This is a genomic window from Duganella sp. SG902, from assembly GCF_013376005.1.
Taxonomy (GTDB): Bacteria; Pseudomonadota; Gammaproteobacteria; order Burkholderiales; family Burkholderiaceae_D; genus Rugamonas.
This window is the reverse complement of record NZ_JABMJK010000018.1, coordinates 60,228-78,984: the sequence shown is the minus strand read 5'-3', so window position 1 is coordinate 78,984 and position 18,757 is coordinate 60,228. Positions and strand designations below refer to the sequence as shown.

Annotated in this window: 17 protein-coding genes; 4 read left to right on the top strand and 13 right to left on the bottom strand. The window is 64.2% G+C overall.

What is annotated here, in order from left to right:
- Nucleotides 1-11: 11 nt before the first annotated feature.
- The 8 genes from fabI to FHW83_RS26595 all read right to left on the bottom strand — a co-directional run bounded on the left by fabI (nucleotide 12) and on the right by FHW83_RS26595 (nucleotide 9,220).
- Nucleotides 12-779, bottom strand: a complete 768-nt coding sequence (gene fabI, locus FHW83_RS26630) for an enoyl-ACP reductase FabI (protein WP_176649385.1) — start codon at nucleotides 777-779, stop codon at nucleotides 12-14.
- Nucleotides 776-1,969 carry an acetate/propionate family kinase gene (locus tag FHW83_RS26625; RefSeq protein WP_176649384.1) on the bottom strand — a complete coding sequence of 398 codons (1,194 nt, stop codon included), beginning with the start codon at nucleotides 1,967-1,969 and terminating at the stop codon, nucleotides 776-778. The genes fabI and FHW83_RS26625 overlap by 4 nt, the downstream gene beginning before the upstream one ends.
- Nucleotides 1,970-1,973: 4 nt before the next feature.
- Nucleotides 1,974-2,894 carry a phosphate acetyltransferase gene (locus FHW83_RS26620; protein WP_176649383.1) on the bottom strand — a complete coding sequence of 307 codons (921 nt, stop codon included), beginning with the start codon at nucleotides 2,892-2,894 and terminating at the stop codon, nucleotides 1,974-1,976.
- A 50-nt stretch (nucleotides 2,895-2,944) separates the two neighbouring features.
- Complete coding sequence (locus tag FHW83_RS26615; RefSeq protein WP_176649382.1) at nucleotides 2,945-3,127, bottom strand: hypothetical protein; 183 nt, start codon at nucleotides 3,125-3,127, stop codon at nucleotides 2,945-2,947.
- Nucleotides 3,124-4,266 (bottom strand): PepSY domain-containing protein, encoded by a 1,143-nt coding sequence (locus FHW83_RS26610; protein WP_176649381.1) that lies wholly within the window; start codon nucleotides 4,264-4,266, stop codon nucleotides 3,124-3,126. Before FHW83_RS26610 ends, FHW83_RS26615 begins: the two co-directional genes overlap by 4 nt.
- Nucleotides 4,267-4,352: 86 nt before the next feature.
- Nucleotides 4,353-5,726, bottom strand: a complete 1,374-nt coding sequence (locus FHW83_RS26605) for a DUF2799 domain-containing protein (protein ID WP_176649380.1) — start codon at nucleotides 5,724-5,726, stop codon at nucleotides 4,353-4,355.
- Nucleotides 5,727-5,756: 30 nt separating this feature from the next.
- Nucleotides 5,757-7,547 carry an EAL domain-containing protein gene (locus FHW83_RS26600; protein WP_229224374.1) on the bottom strand — a complete coding sequence of 597 codons (1,791 nt, stop codon included), beginning with the start codon at nucleotides 7,545-7,547 and terminating at the stop codon, nucleotides 5,757-5,759.
- A 2-nt stretch (nucleotides 7,548-7,549) separates the two neighbouring features.
- Entirely contained in the window at nucleotides 7,550-9,220 is a 1,671-nt protein-coding gene (locus FHW83_RS26595) for a methyl-accepting chemotaxis protein (protein ID WP_176649379.1), read from the bottom strand.
- 123 nt (nucleotides 9,221-9,343) lie between these two features.
- Here FHW83_RS26595 and FHW83_RS26590 point away from each other — a divergent pair, with 123 nt between their 5' ends.
- Nucleotides 9,344-10,405 carry an acyltransferase family protein gene (locus FHW83_RS26590; RefSeq protein WP_176649378.1) on the top strand — a complete coding sequence of 354 codons (1,062 nt, stop codon included), beginning with the start codon at nucleotides 9,344-9,346 and terminating at the stop codon, nucleotides 10,403-10,405.
- Here the strand turns inward: FHW83_RS26590 and FHW83_RS26585 are convergent.
- Nucleotides 10,402-11,616, bottom strand: coding sequence for a hypothetical protein (locus FHW83_RS26585; RefSeq protein ID WP_176649377.1), 1,215 nt, complete (start codon nucleotides 11,614-11,616; stop codon nucleotides 10,402-10,404). The genes FHW83_RS26590 and FHW83_RS26585 overlap by 4 nt on opposite strands.
- Before the next feature lie 61 nt (nucleotides 11,617-11,677).
- Here FHW83_RS26585 and FHW83_RS26580 point away from each other — a divergent pair, with 61 nt between their 5' ends.
- Nucleotides 11,678-12,157, top strand: coding sequence for a hypothetical protein (locus tag FHW83_RS26580; RefSeq protein ID WP_176649376.1), 480 nt, complete (start codon nucleotides 11,678-11,680; stop codon nucleotides 12,155-12,157).
- On the opposite strand, the gene fusA is transcribed toward FHW83_RS26580, so the two are convergent.
- Nucleotides 12,154-14,265, bottom strand: coding sequence for an elongation factor G (gene fusA / locus FHW83_RS26575; RefSeq protein WP_176649375.1), 2,112 nt, complete (start codon nucleotides 14,263-14,265; stop codon nucleotides 12,154-12,156). The two genes, FHW83_RS26580 and fusA, sit on opposite strands and share 4 nt — an antisense overlap.
- 123 nt (nucleotides 14,266-14,388) lie before the next feature.
- Between fusA and FHW83_RS26570 the strand changes: the two genes are divergently transcribed.
- Entirely contained in the window at nucleotides 14,389-15,441 is a 1,053-nt protein-coding gene (locus FHW83_RS26570; protein ID WP_176649374.1) for a phospholipase A, read from the top strand.
- Here FHW83_RS26570 and FHW83_RS26565 read toward each other — a convergent pair.
- A complete protein-coding gene (locus tag FHW83_RS26565; protein WP_176649373.1) occupies nucleotides 15,438-15,635 on the bottom strand; it encodes a hypothetical protein in 198 nt (65 codons plus the stop codon). The genes FHW83_RS26570 and FHW83_RS26565 overlap by 4 nt on opposite strands.
- A gap of 135 nt (nucleotides 15,636-15,770) precedes the next feature.
- Here FHW83_RS26565 and FHW83_RS26560 point away from each other — a divergent pair, with 135 nt between their 5' ends.
- A complete protein-coding gene (locus FHW83_RS26560; protein WP_176649372.1) occupies nucleotides 15,771-17,489 on the top strand; it encodes a tetratricopeptide repeat protein in 1,719 nt (572 codons plus the stop codon).
- On the opposite strand, the gene FHW83_RS26555 is transcribed toward FHW83_RS26560, so the two are convergent.
- Together FHW83_RS26555 and FHW83_RS26550 are read right to left on the bottom strand one after the other, a co-directional pair.
- Complete coding sequence (locus FHW83_RS26555; protein ID WP_176649371.1) at nucleotides 17,490-17,738, bottom strand: hypothetical protein; 249 nt, start codon at nucleotides 17,736-17,738, stop codon at nucleotides 17,490-17,492.
- Between the two features lie 26 nt (nucleotides 17,739-17,764).
- Nucleotides 17,765-18,688, bottom strand: coding sequence for a methyltransferase domain-containing protein (locus FHW83_RS26550; protein WP_176649370.1), 924 nt, complete (start codon nucleotides 18,686-18,688; stop codon nucleotides 17,765-17,767).
- Nucleotides 18,689-18,757 lie beyond the last annotated feature (69 nt).

The following is an 18,757-nucleotide window of genomic DNA, read 5'->3' as shown; positions in this document are numbered from 1 at the left end:
GGAGATTCCTTTCAGGCGATGATGTTGAGGCCGCCGTCGACATACACGGTGCTGCCGGTCAGCCGCCGCGCGTACGGTGAAGCCAGATAAGCGCAGGTGTTGCCCACGTCGATAATATCCACCAGCTCGCCCAGCGGCGCGCGCGCGACGGCGTCGGACAGCAAATGGTCGAAATCCTTCAGGCCGGAAGCGGCACGCGTCTGCAACGGCCCCGGCGAGATGGCGTGCACGCGGATATCCTTCGGACCCACTTCATAGGCCAGATACCGACAAGCCGCTTCCAACGCGGCTTTCACCGGCCCCATCACGTTGTAGTTGGGGACCACTTTATCCGCGCCGTGGTAACTCATGGCGAACATGCAGCCACCCTCGCTCATCAGCGGCGCCGCCAGGCGCGCCATGCGGATGAAGGAATGGCAGGAAACGTCCATCGCCTGCAGAAAGCCTTCCAGCGAACAATCCAGCAGTCCGCCCTGCAGGTCAGCCTTGGGCGCGAAGGCGATGGAATGAACCAAAATATCCAGCTTGCCCAGCGCGCCAAACACCGCCTCCATTTGCCCAGGCTGGGTGACGTCCAGCGGCAGCAATTGCGCGTCGATCTGTTCCGCCAGCGGCGCCACATGTGGACGAGCCTTGTCGTTCAAATAGGTCAGCACCACGTCGGCGCCCAGCTTGCGGAACGCCAGCGCGCAGCCCCACGCGATCGAGTGCTCGTTGGCCACGCCAACCACCAACGCACGCTTGCCAGTCAAAATCGGATACACGGTTTCCGTGCTCATGCCGCCTCCACCAGTTCCAGCGCGTGACGCGCGATCATCAACTCCTCGTTGGCCGGCACCAACCACACAGCCACCTTGCTGTCGGCCGAACTGATGCGCGTTATCCCTGGCGCCGGGGCCGCGTTGGCCGCCTCGTCCAACGCGACGCCCAGCCACGCGGCATCACGGCAGACCGCCGCCCGCAGGCTGGCGCTGTTTTCACCTATCCCGCCCGAGAACACCAGCGCGTCCAACCCGCCCAGCGCCGCCGCCAGCGAGCCGAGCTCGCGGCCGATGCGGTACACCATCAAGGCGATCGCCGCCTTCGCGCGCGGATCGTCGCTCCGCTCGAGCGTGCGCATGTCCGACGAAATGCCGGACACACCCAACAACCCGGACTCCTGGTACATCAGCTTCTGCACCGCAGCCACGTCCATGCCGAGCTCCTGCATCAGATAGAGCACCACGCCTGGATCGAGCGCGCCGCAGCGGGTCCCCATCGGCAGGCCATCGACCGCGGTGAAGCCCATGGTGCTGGCCACGCTGCGCCCGGCCCGCATGGCGCACATGCTGGCGCCGTTGCCTAGATGGGCGGCCACCACCTTGGCGTGCGTGAGCGCCGGGTCCGCCTGCGGCAGCACGCTGGCAATGTATTCGTAAGACAAACCGTGAAAGCCGTAGCGACGCACACCCAGACCGGTAATCCGCGCCGGCAGCGCGAAGGCTTGCGCCTCCTCCGGCTGGCCAACGTGGAAAGCGGTATCAAAGCAGCCGATTTGCGGCACATGCGGCGCCATCGCCAGCAGCGAGCGCACCGGCGCCAGATTACGCGGCAGATGCAGCGGCGCCAACGGCACCAGCTTCTCCAGCTCGTCCACCAACGCCGCATCCAGCAGCTCTGGCCCGCTGTGCGCCACGCCGCCGTGCACAATCCGGTGGCCGACCGCCACCACGCGGTGTCCGGCGAGATGCGTCTGGGCGAAATCGAACAGGAACCGCATGCCGCCCTCGTGATCGAGCTGCCCATCCCGCCAATCACGCTCGCCAACTGTACAGCCGTCCGCGTCCTGCGCGATGAAGCGCGCCACGCCGCTGTACAGGTTCTCTATCTTGCCGCGCAGGGTCAGTGCCAGCGCCGGGCCGCTGAACATCGAGAACTTGATGCTGGACGAGCCGGCGTTAATCACGATGATGCTGTCGTTGGCCCGCATGCCGTCAGCCTCCGGCACTGTGCGCCACCAGTACAGCCACCGCACACGACGCCAACCGTGCCTGTACAGTATCCGCACGGCTGGTGAGGATCACCGGTACACGCGCGCCAAGCACGATGCCGGCCGCGCTGGCGCCGGCCATGAAGGTCAGGCTCTTGGCCAGCATATTGCCAGCCTCCAGGTCGGGCGCCACCAGCACATTGGCCTGGCCGGCCACCGGCGACACCAGGTGCTTGATAGCCGCCGCCTCCGGATCGATGGCGTTGTCCATCGCCAGCGGACCATCGATCAATGCGCCGGTAATCTGGCCGCGATCGGCCATCTTGCACAGCGCGGCGGCGTCGATGGTGGAAGGCATTTTGGCGCTGACCGTCTCCACGGCGGCCAGTATCGCCACCTTGACGGGATCGAAGCGCAACACGCGCGCCAGATCGATCGCGTTTTGCACGATATCGACCTTGTCGTTCAAAGTGGGAATGATATTGACGGCGGCGTCGGTGATAATCAGCGGCTCGGCGCGGCCCGGCACGTCCATCACAAAACAATGGCTAAGCCGGCGCGCGGTGCGCAGGCCGGTGGCGGTGTCCACCACGGCGCCCATCAGTTCATCGGTGTGCAGGCTACCCTTCATCAGCGCGGACGCCTGCCCTGCGCGCACCAGCTCCACCGCCTTCGCGGCCGAAGCGTGACTGTGCTCCGTGTCGATCAGCGGCAGCGCGGAAATGTCCAGCCGCGCCGCCTCGGCCGCCTGGCGGATACGCTCGCGCGGTCCCACCAATATCGGCTTGATGATGCCGATTTTGGCCGCATCGAGCGCGCCCTCCAACGCATTGCGGTCGCATGGATGGGCAACCGCCACGGTCACCGGCCCTGCGTGCCGCGCCGCGGCAATCAGTCTATCGTAGTGCGGATGTGATACTTCCATGCGATCTCCTTGTAGGCAGCATGGAAATCATATCAACCCATGCAAATAAATCAATCGTTTTTTGTGCGCCGCCGCAAGCCATACCAGCAGCACAGCAGCACCGGCACGCCGAGTGCGACGGCGGATACATGATCCCAGACGCCATCACCGACCAGCGCCGACAGCAGTCCGATGACGGTCAGGATGGCCAGCGCGATCGGCGCGCCCCACATGCGCATGAATGGACCGTTCATGCCGTCGCCTCCAGCGCCTCTTCCTTGACGGCGGCCGCAGTCCGCGCCGGCGCCGGCGCGCCGCGCTTGAGCCACAGATACAGGCCGCTGCCCAGCACAAAAATCGTTATCACATCCAGCGCCGCCCACAGGAACTGCATCCACGCGCCGCCATAGTCACCGAAGTGCAGCGGCTGCGAAATCAACAGACCGGTGAGATACCACGGCAACTCGCGGCGATCCGTGATCTCGGTGGTTTGCGCGTCGATCAACACCGGCTTGTACAGGCGCGACGTCAGCGCTTCGTCCCCGCGCATGAAAATACCGTAGTGGTGAGGGCTGGTAAACGGCGTACCCGGGAAAGCCACGAAGCCGATCTTCATGCCCGGTTCGACCGCCACCGCATGCTCCAGCGATTTCTGCATCGAACCCAGTTGCGTTGGCGCCGGCATGCCTTTGTAAGGCGCCACCATCTCCGCCATTTCGGTGGCCTGCCAGTACTTCAGCATCAGGTCCGCCCAGGTGTTGATCATGCCGGTGGCGCCAACCACGAACGCCCAGGTCAGCGTGACGATGCCCAGCATATTGTGCAGGTCCAGCCACTTCACGCGCGGACCACGCTCGCGCCGCACCTCGCCGAAATCGAGCTTGCGCATGAACGGCGCGTACAACACCACGCCCGAGATAATCGCGATCACCAGCAGCAGCCCCATGAAACCGAGGAACAGCTTGCCCCACAGGCCCGCGTACAAGTCCACGTGCAGGTGGAACATCACGCCCAGGAAGCTGCCCTCGAACGAGGGCTCGCCCAGCACCTTGGCGGTGCGCGCATCGACCGCGATCGACTTGAATTTCTCGTCGGTCGGATTGTCACCCATGGTCAGGTACCAGATCGCCGGTTCGTCCGCCTCCTGCGACAGGTACATCGCCACCTTGTTCGGATACAGCGACTTGCCGGCGGCGATCACGTCATCCAGGCTGGCCTTCGGCGTGTCGGCCGGCATGGCTGGCGCCTCGATGGCGTTGCCCAGCGCGTGGTCGATCTCGTGGTGATAGATCAGCGGCAGCCCGGTCACACACAACAGCAGCATGAACACGGTGCAGACCAGGCTGCTCCACTTGTGTACCCATGCCCAGCGGCGGACGTTGATTGGTGTCATTTTGTTATCCAGTTACTGTACTTAGGCTCCAATGGTAATGCAAATCACTCTCATTTACCATCGAAAAAAGTGCAACTGAACGGGCTCTAATAGATCTCGCGGCGCAGGCGTTGCATTTGCTGGTCATGGCGATCCACCCAACGGCGGGCATCGTCCAGCTGGCGTTCAAGCCGCTGCAGGTAATCGTTCAACTCGCGCCGCTCCTGTTCGCGGCGCCGGTCCTGCTTGGCCGTTTCGTCGTTGACGGGACGGTCTTTCTGTTCCAGATTGGCGCGAATCTCGCGTTCCAGTCTTCCCAGGCGTCCGCGCGCATCGCGCACCCGACTGGCCAGTTCATTGGCCTCGTCCACCGCCTGGCGGTGCTTGGCCGCGGCGATCTCGAAATCCTGACCGCTCACATAGGCGTGCTTCAACTGGTTTTGCAGCGCCGGGGCGCAAACCTCCACCGCCATGCCGCTATTCGCGCGGCCGCGCTCAAAGGCATTGTCCGGCGTGCAGTAGCGCGCGTTCTCCGCCCGCCATGCGTTGGTGTACGCATCCTGCGTGCCTGGAATGACGAACACGCCATCGCGGCTCGCATTGCTGATGCGCTGCTCCAGCATGAAGGGATGGCCATAGCCGTCGGCCGCGCCGGTGTCGCGCCAGTACGTGAGCAGGCGCGCTTCCCACGCTTCGCGGTATTCGCGCTCATGGATTTTCAGCCCCTTGGCCTTGGCTTCGCGGCCACGCGTGCCAAATTCCTTGCCGCTGGTGGCGTCCTGCGTACCGAGATTGCGCCAGTAGTTGACGATTTCCGCATTCCACGCGGCGCGGTAGGAATCTTCCTGCACGTCGACGCCGGCGCTGCGCGCGGCGGCCGCGCGGTTGCGGAACTCGCTGTCAGGAATGCCGTTGCGGGCATCGTTGGCGCCGGCGTCCGACCAGAAGGTGCGATTGCCGGCGCGCCAGCCGTTGGTGTAAGCCTGATCGTCAAACCGCAGCTGCGCGGCGGCCGCCTTGCCACGATTGGCTTCCTTTTGTGTCAGCGCCTGGCCGGCGGCGCCTTCGCGCAGGCCGACGCCGCGCCAGTAGTCGGAATTCCCAGCCAGCCAGCCGGCGTCGTAGGCGGCGGGATTAAGCGGCGTCTTGTGCTTGCGCACGTCCTCGCTGGCGGCATGACGCTCGTACTGCGCTTGCGCGCCGGCCTTGCCATCCGTGCCGCCACGGGTGTACCACAAGTCCCAGTTCCCTTGCGCCCAACCGGTCGCATAGCGCGTGGCGGCACCCGTCGCCGCCGGCTTGTCGGCGTGGTCGTCGCAAAAGTCCTTGCGCTCGGCATAGTTGGCAGGCTCGCCGAGCAAGCCGTCCTTGTGGCCGATGGCGTTCCAGTCACCGACCTTGCAGTCGGCCACGCGCTGCATGTGGGACTGGCAGCCGGCCAGCAGCAGGATCAGGGGTATCAGGCGCAATGAAGTTTTCATGGCCTGAATTATAGTGCCAAATTGCTATCCTCAGGCTGCTATCGCCGTATGACTTTCCCTGTACTGGATGGCGTGCGCGAGGAAGGCGGCGGCGCTCAGCGGCTTAGCGAAGTGATAGCCTTGCGCCAGGTCGCAGCCCCAGTCGCGGATCAGGCCCAGCGACTGCTCGGTCTCCACGCCTTCGGCCACCACCAGGTAATCCAGCTCGCGCGCAAGCCCGATCAGCGAACGCACGATGCGTTGATCGCGCGGGTTGGCGTCGACGTTGCGTATCAACGATTGGTCCACCTTCACCACAGTGGCCGGCACCTTCTGCAGATACGCGAAGTTGCTGTAGCCGGTGCCGAAATCGTCCAGCGCGAGGCTCATGCCCAGGTCGCGGATGCCGTGCAGCGCTTTCAGGATGCCGGGACCTTCCATCCAGATGCCCTCGGTGCACTCGATTTCCACGTAGCGCGGATCGACGTCAAACTCGCGGCAGGTGGCCGCCAGGCGTTCGACGATATCCGGCTCCTCGAAGTTGTACGCCGACAGGTTGATCGCCACCTTGATCGAATTGCCCGCCGCATGCCATTCCGCGATTTGCCTGATGGCCGTGCGTATCACCCAGTGGCTCAAGGGTCCGATCAGCGCCGTCTTCTCGATCAGCGGAATGAACTCCGCCGGCGACACCGGCCCCAGTTCCGGATGGGCCCAGCGCAGCAGCGCCTCGGCGGCCAGGCAGGCGCCGCTGCCCAGTTCGTGCTTGGGCTGGTACACCAGCTCGAAATGGTCGTTGGCGATGGCATGACGCACGTCGTTCAGCAAGCGGAAGGCGCGCTTCTGTTTTTCGTCTTCGGTATTGCTGTAAAGGCTCCAGCGCCGCTGGTTGACCAGCGACAGGTTGATGGCGGAAGCGGCCTTGCGCGGCGCGTCCTTGGCCGAATGGGCGCACAGGTCGAACACCACGATGCCGCCGAAGCTGGGCAGCACCATCGGGATATTCAGGCTGTTGAAAGGCGCCAGCAACTCCGGCTCAAGGCTGTGCAGGTACTCGATGAAGCGTTCGGTCTCCTCATCCCTTGAGAGAACCGCGAAGCGCGCGTCGGTCAGGTGATACACATGCGCCCTGCCCTCGAACAATCGCACCAGGCGGGCGCCGACTTCACGTACCAGATCGTCGTACACCGCCACGCCCAGCACACGGATGATCTCAAAGGCCTTGGCGGCGTCGGGCATGTCGATGTCCGCCAGCACGCGCCGCTGGCCGGCGTGATCGCGCGCTTGCGCGGTCAGGTCTTCAAACAGCTGGTACTTGTTCGGCATGCCGCTCACCGCATCCACATGGCCGACCGCGCGGCCCAGCGTGATGTGGGCCATGACCATGCCGGCCAGCGTCGTCAGCCTATCCTTCTCGGCGGCGGTCAGGCTGCGCGGCCGGGTATCGATCAGGCACAGCGCGCCGATCGCATAACCGTCGTGCGTGATCAGCGGCGCGCCGGCGTAGAAGCGCACGGCTTGCGGTCCGGTGACCATGGAGTTGTTGACGAAACGTTCGTCCAGCAGCGTGTCCTCCACCACCAGCACGCTGGCTTGCTGGATGGTGTAGGTGCAGAAGGTCTGGTCGCGCTGCGTGTTCGGCGGACAGAAACCCACGGTGGACTTGAGCCACTGGCGGTCGCTGTCCAGCAGTGAGATGTAGGAGCCGGCCACGCCGTACATCTCCATCGCCAGCCTGGTGATGCCGTCGAAATACTCGCTGGTGTTGGTATTCAGGATGCCCAGTTGCTGGAGCGCCCGCAGGCGCTCGGGCTCCGACTGCTTGAGCAGGATTTCCCCCATCGTCAGGCTCCAACGGGCGCCGGCAGCAGGCCGGCCGTGGCGCGCACGCCGCCCGCCGGCGCCGCACTCGCCAACGCGGACGCGCCGTGCCAGCCATCGCGCTGAGTCTTGAACACGCTGACCGCGTGATTCAGCTGCGCCGCCTGGTCCTGCAGCACCTCCACTTCGCCGGCCGCGTGTTCGACCAGCGCGGCGTTTTGCTGCGTCACCTGGTCCATCTGCGAAATCGCGCGGTTGACTTCCTCGATGCCCTGGCGCTGCTCATCGCTGGCCAGCGTAATCGCTCCCACCATATCACTCACCTGTTTGACGCTGTCGACAATGTCACGCATTGTACTACCAGCGTGTTCCACCAGCTGAGTGCCGGCGTGGATCTTGGCCACCGATTCGTCGATCAGCGATTTCACCTCGCGCGCGGCGGTGGAGCTGCGCTGCGCCAGATTGCGCACCTCGGTCGCCACCACCGCGAAGCCGCGTCCCTGCTCGCCGGCGCGCGCGGCTTCCACCGCCGCGTTCAAGGCCAGGATATTGGTCTGGAACGCGATACCATCGATCACACTGATAATCTCCTCGATCTTGCGTGAGGATTCATCGATCGAGTTCATGGTCTGCACCACCTCGCCGACAATCTCGCCGCCTTTGCTGGCGATGTCGGACGCGTTCTGCGCCAGCGTGTTGGCGTCGCGCGCGCTGTCGGCGTTCTGTTTGACGGTGGCGGTCAGTTCCTCCATGGCGGACGCGGTTTCCTCCAGCGAGCTGGCCTGATCCTCGGTGCGGCTCGACAAATGCTGGTTCTGTTCGGAGATCTGATCGCTGATGCTGCTCACTGCCACCGCCGCCTCGTGCACCTCGGTCACCGTGGTGCGCAGGTTGCGGCTCATCTTCACCAGCACCGCCATGATGCTGTCTTGGTCCCGCCCGCGCGGTTCCACCTCGTGATACAGCTCGCCGCGATCGACCGCGTTGGCCAGCGCCTTCACCTCCGCCGGCTCGGCGCCCAGCGCGCGCAGCAGATACCGCGTCACACGCCACGCCACCACCACACCGATGGCGATGGCGATCGCCACCGCGGCCAGCGCCAACGATTGGAAGTTATGCGCGCCATGACGCGCCAGGGCCGATTCGGCCTCGGTCATGTCTTCCTCCTGGTCGATAAAGCCGTTGATGCTGGCCAGCCAATCGACGAAAGCCGGCTTGGCCTGCTCCAGCATCATCTTGCGCGCGCCCTCGATGTCGCCGGCGCGCCGCGCGTCGATAATCTTCCTGATCAGCGGCGTGGTCCGGGCCTCGCTTTGCTTGATCTTCTCCAGCCAGTCGCGCTCCCGCGGCAGGATTTTCGCCTTGGCGTCGCTGAACAAGGCGTCCAGCGGCTTGGCGGACAGCTGGTATTCGGTATCCAGCTTGTCGATCAAGGCCGTCACGCTGGACAGCTCGGCGTCGCTGACCAGCGTCACGTCGCGCAGCGCGATGGCGCGGTCATGCACGCTGCCGCGAAAATTGATCGCGTAGCGCTGCTTGACGTTATTCACCTCGCTGATGTGCAGCAGGCTGTTGTCGATGGCGTTCACCTTGAACACGCTCAGCACCGACAGCACCAGCATCATTGCCAAGATAATGCCAAAGCCGGTCCCTAGTCGCGCGGCCACGCTGATTTCTTTTTTATTGACTTCCATTCAAGCTCCTCTGGCAGATTATGAAACTGGATGAAACTTTACTACTTGAAGCCAGTTAAAACACCTCTCTAACGAGGGATGCTGTGCTACCGTTCGCCATGGAGACAACAATGTAAAAATACTATGCGTATCAATTCTGTCGATGCCGTGCGCGGCCTGACCGTTGCCGCCATGCTGCTGGTGAACGATGCCGGCGACTGGTCCCACATCTATCCCTGGCTCGAGCACGCACCGTGGCATGGCTGCACTCCGGCCGACTTTATCTTCCCGGTTTTCATGCTGATTGTTGGCATGTCGCTGCAACTGGCGCTGGGCCGCCAGCTCGATGCCGGCGCGGCGCCCGGGCCGATGGCGCGCGCAGTCCTGCTGCGCGGCGCCCGCATCGTGCTGCTTGGCGTGGCGCTGAACGCGATCTCGCTGTTGACCATGGGCGGCCATGGTTTCCGCCTGCTTGGCGTCCTGCAGCGCATTGGCATCTGCTTCGCGCTCGCCGGCATGATGGCCATCTACCTGCGCGGCGCCCGCACGCAGTGGACCGCGCTTGGCGCCATACTGCTGGGCTACTGGGCCCTGCTGGCCGGCGGCGGTGGCGTCGAGCCCAATCTGAATCTGGCGGACCGCATCGACACCGCGGTGCTGGGCGCCCTGTCCTACCAATGGGACGCCGCCACCGGTCTGGCGCACGAACCGGAAGGCATAGTAAGTACCTTGCCCTCGCTCGGCACCGTCATCCTCGGCATGCGCGCGGGCGACTGGCTGCGCAAGGGCCGCATCGGCGCGCTGGCCGCGGGTGGCGCGACGGCGATGCTGATCGGCGCCGCATGGTCGCTGGCGCTGCCGTTGAATAAGCAGTTGTGGACCTCGTCGTTCGTTTTGTGGACCGGCGGCTTCGGCATGCTGGCGGTCGCCCTGGCCTATCAATTGATCGACGTGCGCGGCTGGCCGCCATTGGGCCGCTCCATGGGCGTGAACGCCATCACCGCCTACGCCGGCTCCTGGCTGGCGGCGTGCGCGCTGGCTGCCAGCGGCGCCATGGGGCCGCTCTACGAACACGCGTTCCGCGCGCCGCTGGCGCCATTGTTCGGGCAGGAGTTCGCGTCGATGGCGTTCGCCGCCGCCTTCACGGCCGTGTTCTGGATCGCCATGGCCTACGCCTACAAGCGTGGCTGGCGCATCAGCATTTAAAACCGCCAGCGCAGCGACACGGTGAGGCTGCGTTCCTTTTGCAGTGGTGGCTCGCCGATCAACACACGCGCCGAACGGTCGCTGCGCACCAGCAGCGCCTCGGTCATCAGCGACAGGGTCTCGGCCAGCGGCCAGTCGTAGGCCAGCGCCACGCCGTAACCGGTTTCGTTATTCGGGTCCGAGGGCAGCAGGTCATGCTCACGAGTGCGGAAACGATCGTAGCGCAGCGCCGCCGTTCCGGGCCCCAGCGGATGGCTGACGAGCGCAAACCACGAGCTGAAATCGAGCGACACCGCGTCCGGCCCCATCAGCGTGTCGCCACGCATGGCCTGCATGGCCAGTTTCCATTGGCCTTGCGGACGCCACACCGCGCTGACATGGTCGAAGCGCGTGCGCCAGCTGTACTGCCAATCCTTGACCACCAGCGGGTCGCCGCGATTATCGTAGCGCAGTGCCGCCAGTTCCAGCCGCGAGCCGAAGTTCAGGTTGGCGCCCAGGTAGTAACCCAGCTTGCCGTCCACCTCGCGGAAAGGATGAATGTCGCGCCACTGGCGAGGGATTTCTCCGCTGCGGCGGTACACCGGCAAATCGGCCAGCTTCAGCGTGTCGAAACGGCCGGCGATGCGGTCGCTGATCGACCAGCCGCGCCATGCGAGCAGTGTACCGGTGGGGTCGTTGCCGGTGTAAACGGCGGCCAGTACACCCACATCGTAGGGCGCGCCACTGTACCGGCCCAGCCGGCGCGCGCTCCATTCCACGCCGTTGGTGCGCAGTTCCTCGCCGATCCAGCTGTTGATGGCGGAACTGGAGATGGTGTGCTTCGGCACCCAGCCCATGCTGTCGTAATCGATTTCCACGCTGGTCGGCGCGAAGAAGAAGCCGGCGCGTACGCGGGTTTTCCAGGCGCCGTCCGGCACCGGGCTCCAGCTCAGGAAGGCCTCGCGCACGTCGACCACGCCGCGATGCTGCTGGTCCGCGCTCAACTCCAGCGTGCCGCTGATGCTGTCGCTCAGGTCAACGTCGCCGCGCAGCACGGCCTGGCCGATGCTCAGGCGCGGCGAGTTCTCGTCATAACGGGTCTTGGCCAGGCCGCTGTCCAGGAAACCGCGGCCGGCGTCGGAATCGACCGCGCGCAGGTCCACAAGGCCGCGCCATTCGCTGGCGTGGGCGTTGACGGTGAGCGCCAGCAAAATCAAGGTTGGTAGCTTCATGCCATCATCATACACGGCTATAATCCAGCGTCCCCAACCTGGAAGAAGAAAGAAGCTTCGGATGATGAAAAGTACACGTATCGCCGGCGCGCTGCTGCTGGCAGGCCTGTCCGGCGCGGCCTTCGCCGAGACCATAGCCCCCGCGCCCCTGAACGAAGTATGGCTGAACGGCGGCTTCTACACCTGGCACTTCCAGCGCGACAAAGACCTGAACGGCGCCAACGGCGGCATCGGCGCCGAGTGGCGCTTCAACAGCGTGGCCTCGGTCACGGCCGGGCGCTTCTACAACAGCGACCGCGCCTACTCCAACTACATCGGCGCCTATTACCAGCCGTGGAAAATCGGACCGGTGCGCATCGGCGCGGTGCTCGGCGCGTTCGACGGCTACCCCAAAATGCGGAATGGCGGCTGGTTCCCCGCCGCCATTCCAACCCTCAGCTACGAATACGAACGCGTGGGCGTCAACGTCGCCATCATCCCGAGCTACAAGGACCGCCTGTACGGCGGCATCTCCGTGCAGCTCAAGCTGAAGGCGTTTTAATTACGCGCCTTGGTCACCGCGATCTGGTCGAGGATGTGCTTGGGCACCTCGGCGTAGTGCTTGAACTCCATGGTGTAGGTGGCTCGGCCCTGCGTCAGTGAACGCAGGGTGGTCGAGTAGCCGAACATCTCGGCCAGCGGCACCGAGGCCCGGATGATCTTGCCGCCGCCACCCGGAATCTCGTCCATGCCCTGCACCATGCCGCGCCGCGCCGTCAGGTCGCCCATGGCGTTGCCCATGAACTCTTCCGGCGTCTCGACTTCCACCTGCATCACCGGCTCCAGCAACACCGGGCCCGCGCGCTTCATGCCCTCCTTGAAGGCCATCGAGCCGGCCATGCGGAAGGCGTTCTCGTTCGAGTCCACATCGTGGTACGAGCCAAACGTCAGCGTGGCGCGCACGTCCACCACCGGATACCCCGCCAGCACGCCGGCGCGCAAGGTCTCCTGGATGCCCTTGTCGACCGCCGGGATAAACTCGCGCGGCACCACGCCGCCCTTGATGGCGTCCACAAACTCATAGCCCTTGCCGCCCGCCTCCAGCGGTTCCAGCGTCAATACCACGTGGCCGTACTGGCCGCGCCCGCCGGACTGCTTGACGAACTTGCCCTCGACGTCGGTCGCGGTCTTCGTGATGGTTTCGCGGTAGGCCACCTGCGGCTTGCCGACCGTCGCCTCCACACCAAACTCGCGCCGCATGCGGTCCACCAGGATCTCCAGATGCAGCTCGCCCATGCCGGACATGATGGTCTGGCCCGATTCCTCGTCCGTATGCACGCGGAACGACGGGTCCTCCTGCGCCAGGCGGTTCAGGGCGATGCCCATCTTCTCCTGGTCGGCCTTGGTCTTCGGCTCCACCGCCTGCGAGATCACCGGCTCGGGGAAGATCATCTTTTCCAGCACGATCACGTGATCCGGCGAGCTTAAGGTGTCGCCAGTGGTCACGCCCTTCAGCCCCACGGCCGCCGCGATATCGCCGGCGTAGACCTCCTTGATCTCCTTGCGCTCATTCGCGTGCATCTGCAGGATGCGGCCCAGCCGCTCCTTCTGCGCCTTGGTCGGGTTGTACACCGTGTCGCCGGAGTTCACCACGCCCGAATACACGCGGAAGAAGGTCAGCTGGCCGACGAACGGATCGGTCATGATCTTGAACGCCAGCGCGGAGAACGGGTCGCTGTCGGTCGGATGGCGCTCGATCGGCTTGTCATCCTCGTCGTGACCGGCGATCGCCGGCACGTCCACCGGCGACGGCAGATACTCGATCACCGCGTCCAGCATGGCCTGCACGCCGCGGTTCTTGAAGGCGCTGCCGGCCAGCATCGGCACGATCTCGTTGCGGATGGTGCGCAGGCGCAGGCCGGTCTTGATCTCGTCCTCCGTCAGCGTGCCGCCGTCCAGGTATTTTTCCAGCAGCTCGGGCGTGCCCTCGGCGGCGGCTTCCACCATCTTGTCGCGCCATTCCTGCGCCAGCCCTTGCAGGTTGGCCGGGATGTCCTCATAGGTGAACTTGACGCCCAGCGTCTCGTCGTCCCAGTTAATCGCGCGCATTTTGACCAGGTCCACCACGCCGTGGAAGTTGTCCTCGGCGCCTAGCGGGATCTGGATCGGAACCGCCACGCCTTTCAGGCGGTTGGCGATCTGCTCGCGCACGCGGAAGAAGTCCGCGCCCACCCGGTCCATCTTGTTGATGAAGGCGATGCGCGGCACGTGGTATTTATTCGCCTGGCGCCACACGGTTTCCGATTGCGGCTGCACGCCGCCGACGGCGTCGTACACCATCACCGCGCCATCGAGCACGCGCATCGAGCGCTCGACTTCAATCGTGAAGTCGACGTGGCCCGGCGTGTCGATGATGTTGATGCGGTGCTCGGCGAAGTTCCCGGCCATGCCCTTCCAGAAGGCGGTGGTGGCGGCCGAGGTGATGGTGATCCCGCGTTCCTGCTCCTGCTCCATCCAGTCCATGGTGGCGGCGCCATTGTGCACTTCGCCGATCTTATGGTTGACGCCGGTATAAAACAGGATGCGTTCCGTGGTCGTGGTCTTGCCAGCGTCGATGTGGGCGCTGATGCCGATGTTGCGGTAACGCTCGATGGGGGTCTTGCGGGTCATCACAATCTCCTTAGTGTGCGACATGATTAATGGCAACTAATGTAACCTCTTGCCTAACTCTACCTATTTGGGACCAATGGTATGCAATTGCAAGCGAAAAACATCCTCTTCCTATCTTTAGGCATGGCCCCGGCTCTGGCTTTGGCGCAGGCCTCCGACCTGGAACTGCGGCTGGAACGCTGCGCCGTGCTGGGAGACGCCAGCGCCCGCCTGGCCTGCTACGACGGCCTGGCCAAGACCACGCCGGCGGTGCAGGCGGCCGGCGACAACGCCATCGCGGCCCCGGCCGCCGGCAGCGAACCAGCCCGCACCCAGCCGGCCGCGCCGCCGCCCGCGCCGCAGGTGCCGGCCAAGGTCGCCGCGCTGACCACCATCCCGCCCGAGGACACGGTCTCGCGCATGGTGCAGGAGTGGGAACTGGACCGCTCGGCTAAGCGCGGCGTGTTCAACTTCCGTCCGCACAAAGACACCTACCTGCTGCTCGCCAATTACAGCACCAGCTCCAATGATGCGCCTTTTCAGGACTTTACGCCCGCCGGCATCAAATCCAAGCACGTGGAATTGACGTACCAGATCAGCTTCAAGATGAAGCTGATCGAGCAGTTGATGAGCACCCCGGTCGACCTGTGGTTCGGCTACACCCAGAACAGCTTCTGGCAAGCCTACAACCGCGCCGCCTCCAGCCCCTTCCGCGAAACCAACTACCAGCCCGAGCTGATGCTGACCACGCCGCTGGCGCTGGACCTGGGCGTGCTGGACGTGCGCTACCTGACGCTGGGCCTGAACCACCAGTCGAATGGCCAGACCTCCACGCTGTCGCGCAGCTGGAACCGGATTTACGCGGAGGTGGGAGCGGAAAAAGGCAAGTTCGGCGTCTCATTCCGCCTGTGGAAGCGGCTCGACAACGCGCGTTCGGACAACGACAACATCGACATCACCGACTTCCTCGGCCATGGCGACCTGACCGCGACCTACCGCTTCGACGGCCACGAGCTGTCGGTGATGGGCCGGCGCAACTTCAGCACGCGCCACGGCGCGCTCAAGGTGGGCTGGGCCTTCCCGCTGGCCGCCAATCTGAAAGGATATGTGCAGGGCTTCAGCGGCTACGGCCAAAGCCTGATCGACTACAACTATTCGCAGAAATCCGTGGGCGCCGGATTCCTGGTCGATTTCTAACGCGGGCTGCCACCCAGGATGCGCGCCGGCAGCATGACGATGGCGCGCAGCAGCTCAAACACCCCCTCCACGCCGATGCCGATCAGGCGGAATGGCAGGGTGATCAGCCACAGCAGCGGATACAGCACCAGCGCCAGCAAGGCCAGCGGCCAACAAAGGAACAACAAGCCTAGCCAAAGAATGAAACTCAGCATGAGAAGCTCCCGATACGATTGATTTATTATCTATAATGTCACTTTAATAGAGCGGCGGTCCGGGTGCAATTACCGTGCGACCAGCTGCAGATATCGGCGATCAATCGCCGGTTTTCGGGGACAAACGGAAAAATCATGCTAAAACCTTGGTACGCCGCGATATTGCTGGGTAGCGCCAGCCTGATGAATGCACACGCGCAGCAGGAAGCGCCAACGGCGCCCAGCGTGGTGGTGGCGGGCCAGCGCAACGCCTCCGAATGGTTCCGCGTCGAGAGCCAGCACTTCGTGGTGTATTCCAACACCAGCAATGACGACGTGGCCGTGCTGCTCAATCAGCTGGAGCGGCTGGACTTCATGCTGCGGATTTACACCCAGCCCTTCCTCAAGGCCAACGGCGCCGAGCCCAAGCTGACGTTCTACTACCATGACGGCGCGGTGGCCCTGAACGCCCTGGCGCTGAGCCAGCCGGCCAACGCCATCGGCCTGTACAACAGCTGCAGCGCCGGCGTGCAGGGTTTTGGCGCGCGGCTCGATACCAGCGACGAAGGCCTGTCCTACCTGTACGAGGCCTATACCCGCCACTTCATCTACCGCTACACGGACATCCGCGCGCCGATCTCGTTCATCGAGGGCCTGGCCCACTACTTCGCCAGCGCGCGCTTCACCGACACCCAGATGTCGATCGGCAAAACGCCGCTCAACGTCGGCCGCTACCTGGCCTTCCTGGACAACGGCCGGCGCTACAGCCTCGATTACAAGGACATACTGGAGCAAAACGACTCGCGCGGCGTGAACTACGGCTCGACGGCTGGCATCAAGCTGGAATTCGCCGCCCGCTCGTGGGTGCTCACGCATTACATGCTGTCCACCGAGGATAACCGCAAACGCATGGTCAACTATCTGAGCGCGGTGTACCGCGACGTGCCGATCACGCAGGCGTTCGAGCAGGCTTACGGCATCAAGCTGGCGGATCTCGGCAACACATTGTGGCGCTACCGCCTGCAGGCGGTGAAGGTATTGCTGGTGGACGTGCCGGACCTGCCGCTGGCGACCATGGAATTCAAGAGCCTGCCGCAATCGTCGGGCGAATTCGTGCTGGTCGAAGCGGCGCTCAAGTCCTGCCCGGCCCGCAAGGAAGGCGAAGCGCTGCTGCGCCGCGCCGCCAGCGCGGCCGCGCAATATCCATCGAATGACTACGCGCAGCGCGTGCTGAGCCGCGCCCAGGTGGACTGGGGCAATCCGCAGGACGCGCTGCCCTACCTGAGCGCCGCCGCCAAAAAGCCGGACGCCGAGGCGGCCTACCTGCTCGGCCAGGCGTATCTGCGCCTGTCGCGGCCGGACGCCGCGCGCGCCAGCCTGCAACGCGCGCTGGAACTCGACCCCACGTCGACCGAAGCCGCGTACGCGTTATATCAGCTTGGCCTGCAATCGGGCGCCGCGCCGGACGAGGCCACGCTGCAAGCGGCCATCGCCGCCTTCCGCAACGCGCGCGAAGTCAACACCCTGGCCCGTTCGGCCGCGCTGGCCTACGCCTACGCCGGTGACAACGCCCGTGCCCGCAACGCCCTCAAGCTGATGGCACACAACATCCGCGCGCCGGAAATGGCGGCGTGGGCGAAAACGTGGCTGGATAAGGTGGCGGCCGGCGTGGGACAGGCCGAGCTGCTGGCCGAGATGCGCACGCAACCGGCGGCCGGCACAGTGTTCAGGGAATGGACGATCGCCAACGCCGTGGTCATGCAGGATGTGGAGCGCAACGCCGGGCTGCAGGACGCGCGCGGCCGCATTGACCAGCAAAACATCAACCCGGCAAATCAGGACCGGGCTCCGCAATCGTCGTCTTATACGCGTTGATTACTGGCCTACGCAGATAATCTTGGTGACGTATTCCTTGGCGTTGGGCTTTTTCTTGTTGGCCCAGGCGATGGCTTCGTTCGCCTGCTCGATGGTCAGCACCGAAGCCTTGTCCTTGGACTTGATGAAGGACACCCCTTCGAACACGCCATCCTTGCTGCGCATGACCTTGGCAAACACCGGCGGCTTGGTTTCGCCGTCGGCGACCTTGTTTTGCTGAATCAGATATCGCTGGTCGATCCCGGTCATACGTTTCTCGCTTAAAAGGCAGGATTTTAAGCGAAGACGGCTGTTTGCTGTGCCTGTTGCATGACGGCTTCATACAAAATGTCTGCTTTCAGCGACGCTTGCAGCGAAGGGATCGAGCCGCCCGCGCGGTACTGGAAGCTGACCTGGAGCACATCGCCCTCGCGCGCCTTGACCGGCGTCGCCAGCGGCAGCGTCATGTAGTGATTGAGCCAGTCGATGGTGGTGGAACGCTCCTGCACCACGGCCAGGATGTTCTTGGTGACGAAGCGCATGGCGTTGATTTCGCCATTCTTTTCGACCACGAACTTGCCCTGCCAGGTGTAGATCAGGTCGTTCGGCTGGTTGAAGTCGATGATGCTGTACACGGCCGGCGGCGCCATCTCCACCGTGCCGGGATAGATCACCGTGGTTTCCTGGAATTGCACGATGGGCGCGTAAAAGCCCTCGAAATCGTATTCCTGCTGCAGCGGCTGCACCGCCATGATGACCGCTTCCGGCAGGAACACCGGCAGCGGGCCGCCAAAGCGTTCGGCGTAGCGGCGCTTGAACGATTCGATCACCTCCACCTGCTTCTCGCGCAGCATGCCGACGTGGATCATTTCGCAGATCACCACATCGACCGGCTCCGGCGGCAGGTATTCGAAGGCGTCGGCGTGGACCACTTCCACTTTGTCGCCATGCGGGTTTTTGGTGAGGAACTTGCGGGCTTCCTTGACCATGTCCGGGTTGAACTCGACGCAATACACCTTGGCCGCCTTGGCCGCCGCGAACCACGACAGCACGCCGGTGCCGCCGCCAAGCTCCAGCACCCTGGCGCCCGGCTTGACGGCATAGTCGATGGCCGACTTGAAGCCGTGCATGCGGTTCTGGTCCATCAGCATATTGTGATGGTAGTGGACTGGGATGAATTGTCCCAGGTAGCAGCTTTCAATCTCGCGTTCGTTCAGCATGGTGGTCCTTGGTGAGTGCTTTGGAACCATTATCGTTAAGATTGCCTTCCGGCCATGCAGGGAACTGGG

What these genes read in the sequence shown, in the direction of transcription:
- fabI (WP_176649385.1), bottom strand. Translation starts at nt 779, where the DNA reads ATGAGCACGGAAACCGTGTATCCGATTTTGACTGGCAAGCGTGCGTTG.
- FHW83_RS26625 (WP_176649384.1), bottom strand. Translation starts at nt 1,969, where the DNA reads ATGCGGGCCAACGACAGCATCATCGTGATTAACGCCGGCTCGTCCAGC.
- FHW83_RS26620 (WP_176649383.1), bottom strand. Translation starts at nt 2,894, where the DNA reads ATGGAAGTATCACATCCGCACTACGATAGACTGATTGCCGCGGCGCGG.
- FHW83_RS26615 (WP_176649382.1), bottom strand. Translation starts at nt 3,127, where the DNA reads ATGAACGGTCCATTCATGCGCATGTGGGGCGCGCCGATCGCGCTGGCC.
- FHW83_RS26610 (WP_176649381.1), bottom strand. Translation starts at nt 4,266, where the DNA reads ATGACACCAATCAACGTCCGCCGCTGGGCATGGGTACACAAGTGGAGC.
- FHW83_RS26605 (WP_176649380.1), bottom strand. Translation starts at nt 5,726, where the DNA reads ATGAAAACTTCATTGCGCCTGATACCCCTGATCCTGCTGCTGGCCGGC.
- FHW83_RS26600 (WP_229224374.1), bottom strand. Translation starts at nt 7,547, where the DNA reads ATGGGGGAAATCCTGCTCAAGCAGTCGGAGCCCGAGCGCCTGCGGGCG.
- FHW83_RS26595 (WP_176649379.1), bottom strand. Translation starts at nt 9,220, where the DNA reads ATGGAAGTCAATAAAAAAGAAATCAGCGTGGCCGCGCGACTAGGGACC.
- FHW83_RS26590 (WP_176649378.1), top strand. Translation starts at nt 9,344, where the DNA reads ATGCGTATCAATTCTGTCGATGCCGTGCGCGGCCTGACCGTTGCCGCC.
- FHW83_RS26585 (WP_176649377.1), bottom strand. Translation starts at nt 11,616, where the DNA reads ATGAAGCTACCAACCTTGATTTTGCTGGCGCTCACCGTCAACGCCCAC.
- FHW83_RS26580 (WP_176649376.1), top strand. Translation starts at nt 11,678, where the DNA reads ATGATGAAAAGTACACGTATCGCCGGCGCGCTGCTGCTGGCAGGCCTG.
- fusA (WP_176649375.1), bottom strand. Translation starts at nt 14,265, where the DNA reads ATGACCCGCAAGACCCCCATCGAGCGTTACCGCAACATCGGCATCAGC.
- FHW83_RS26570 (WP_176649374.1), top strand. Translation starts at nt 14,389, where the DNA reads ATGGCCCCGGCTCTGGCTTTGGCGCAGGCCTCCGACCTGGAACTGCGG.
- FHW83_RS26565 (WP_176649373.1), bottom strand. Translation starts at nt 15,635, where the DNA reads ATGCTGAGTTTCATTCTTTGGCTAGGCTTGTTGTTCCTTTGTTGGCCG.
- FHW83_RS26560 (WP_176649372.1), top strand. Translation starts at nt 15,771, where the DNA reads ATGCTAAAACCTTGGTACGCCGCGATATTGCTGGGTAGCGCCAGCCTG.
- FHW83_RS26555 (WP_176649371.1), bottom strand. Translation starts at nt 17,738, where the DNA reads ATGACCGGGATCGACCAGCGATATCTGATTCAGCAAAACAAGGTCGCC.
- FHW83_RS26550 (WP_176649370.1), bottom strand. Translation starts at nt 18,688, where the DNA reads ATGCTGAACGAACGCGAGATTGAAAGCTGCTACCTGGGACAATTCATC.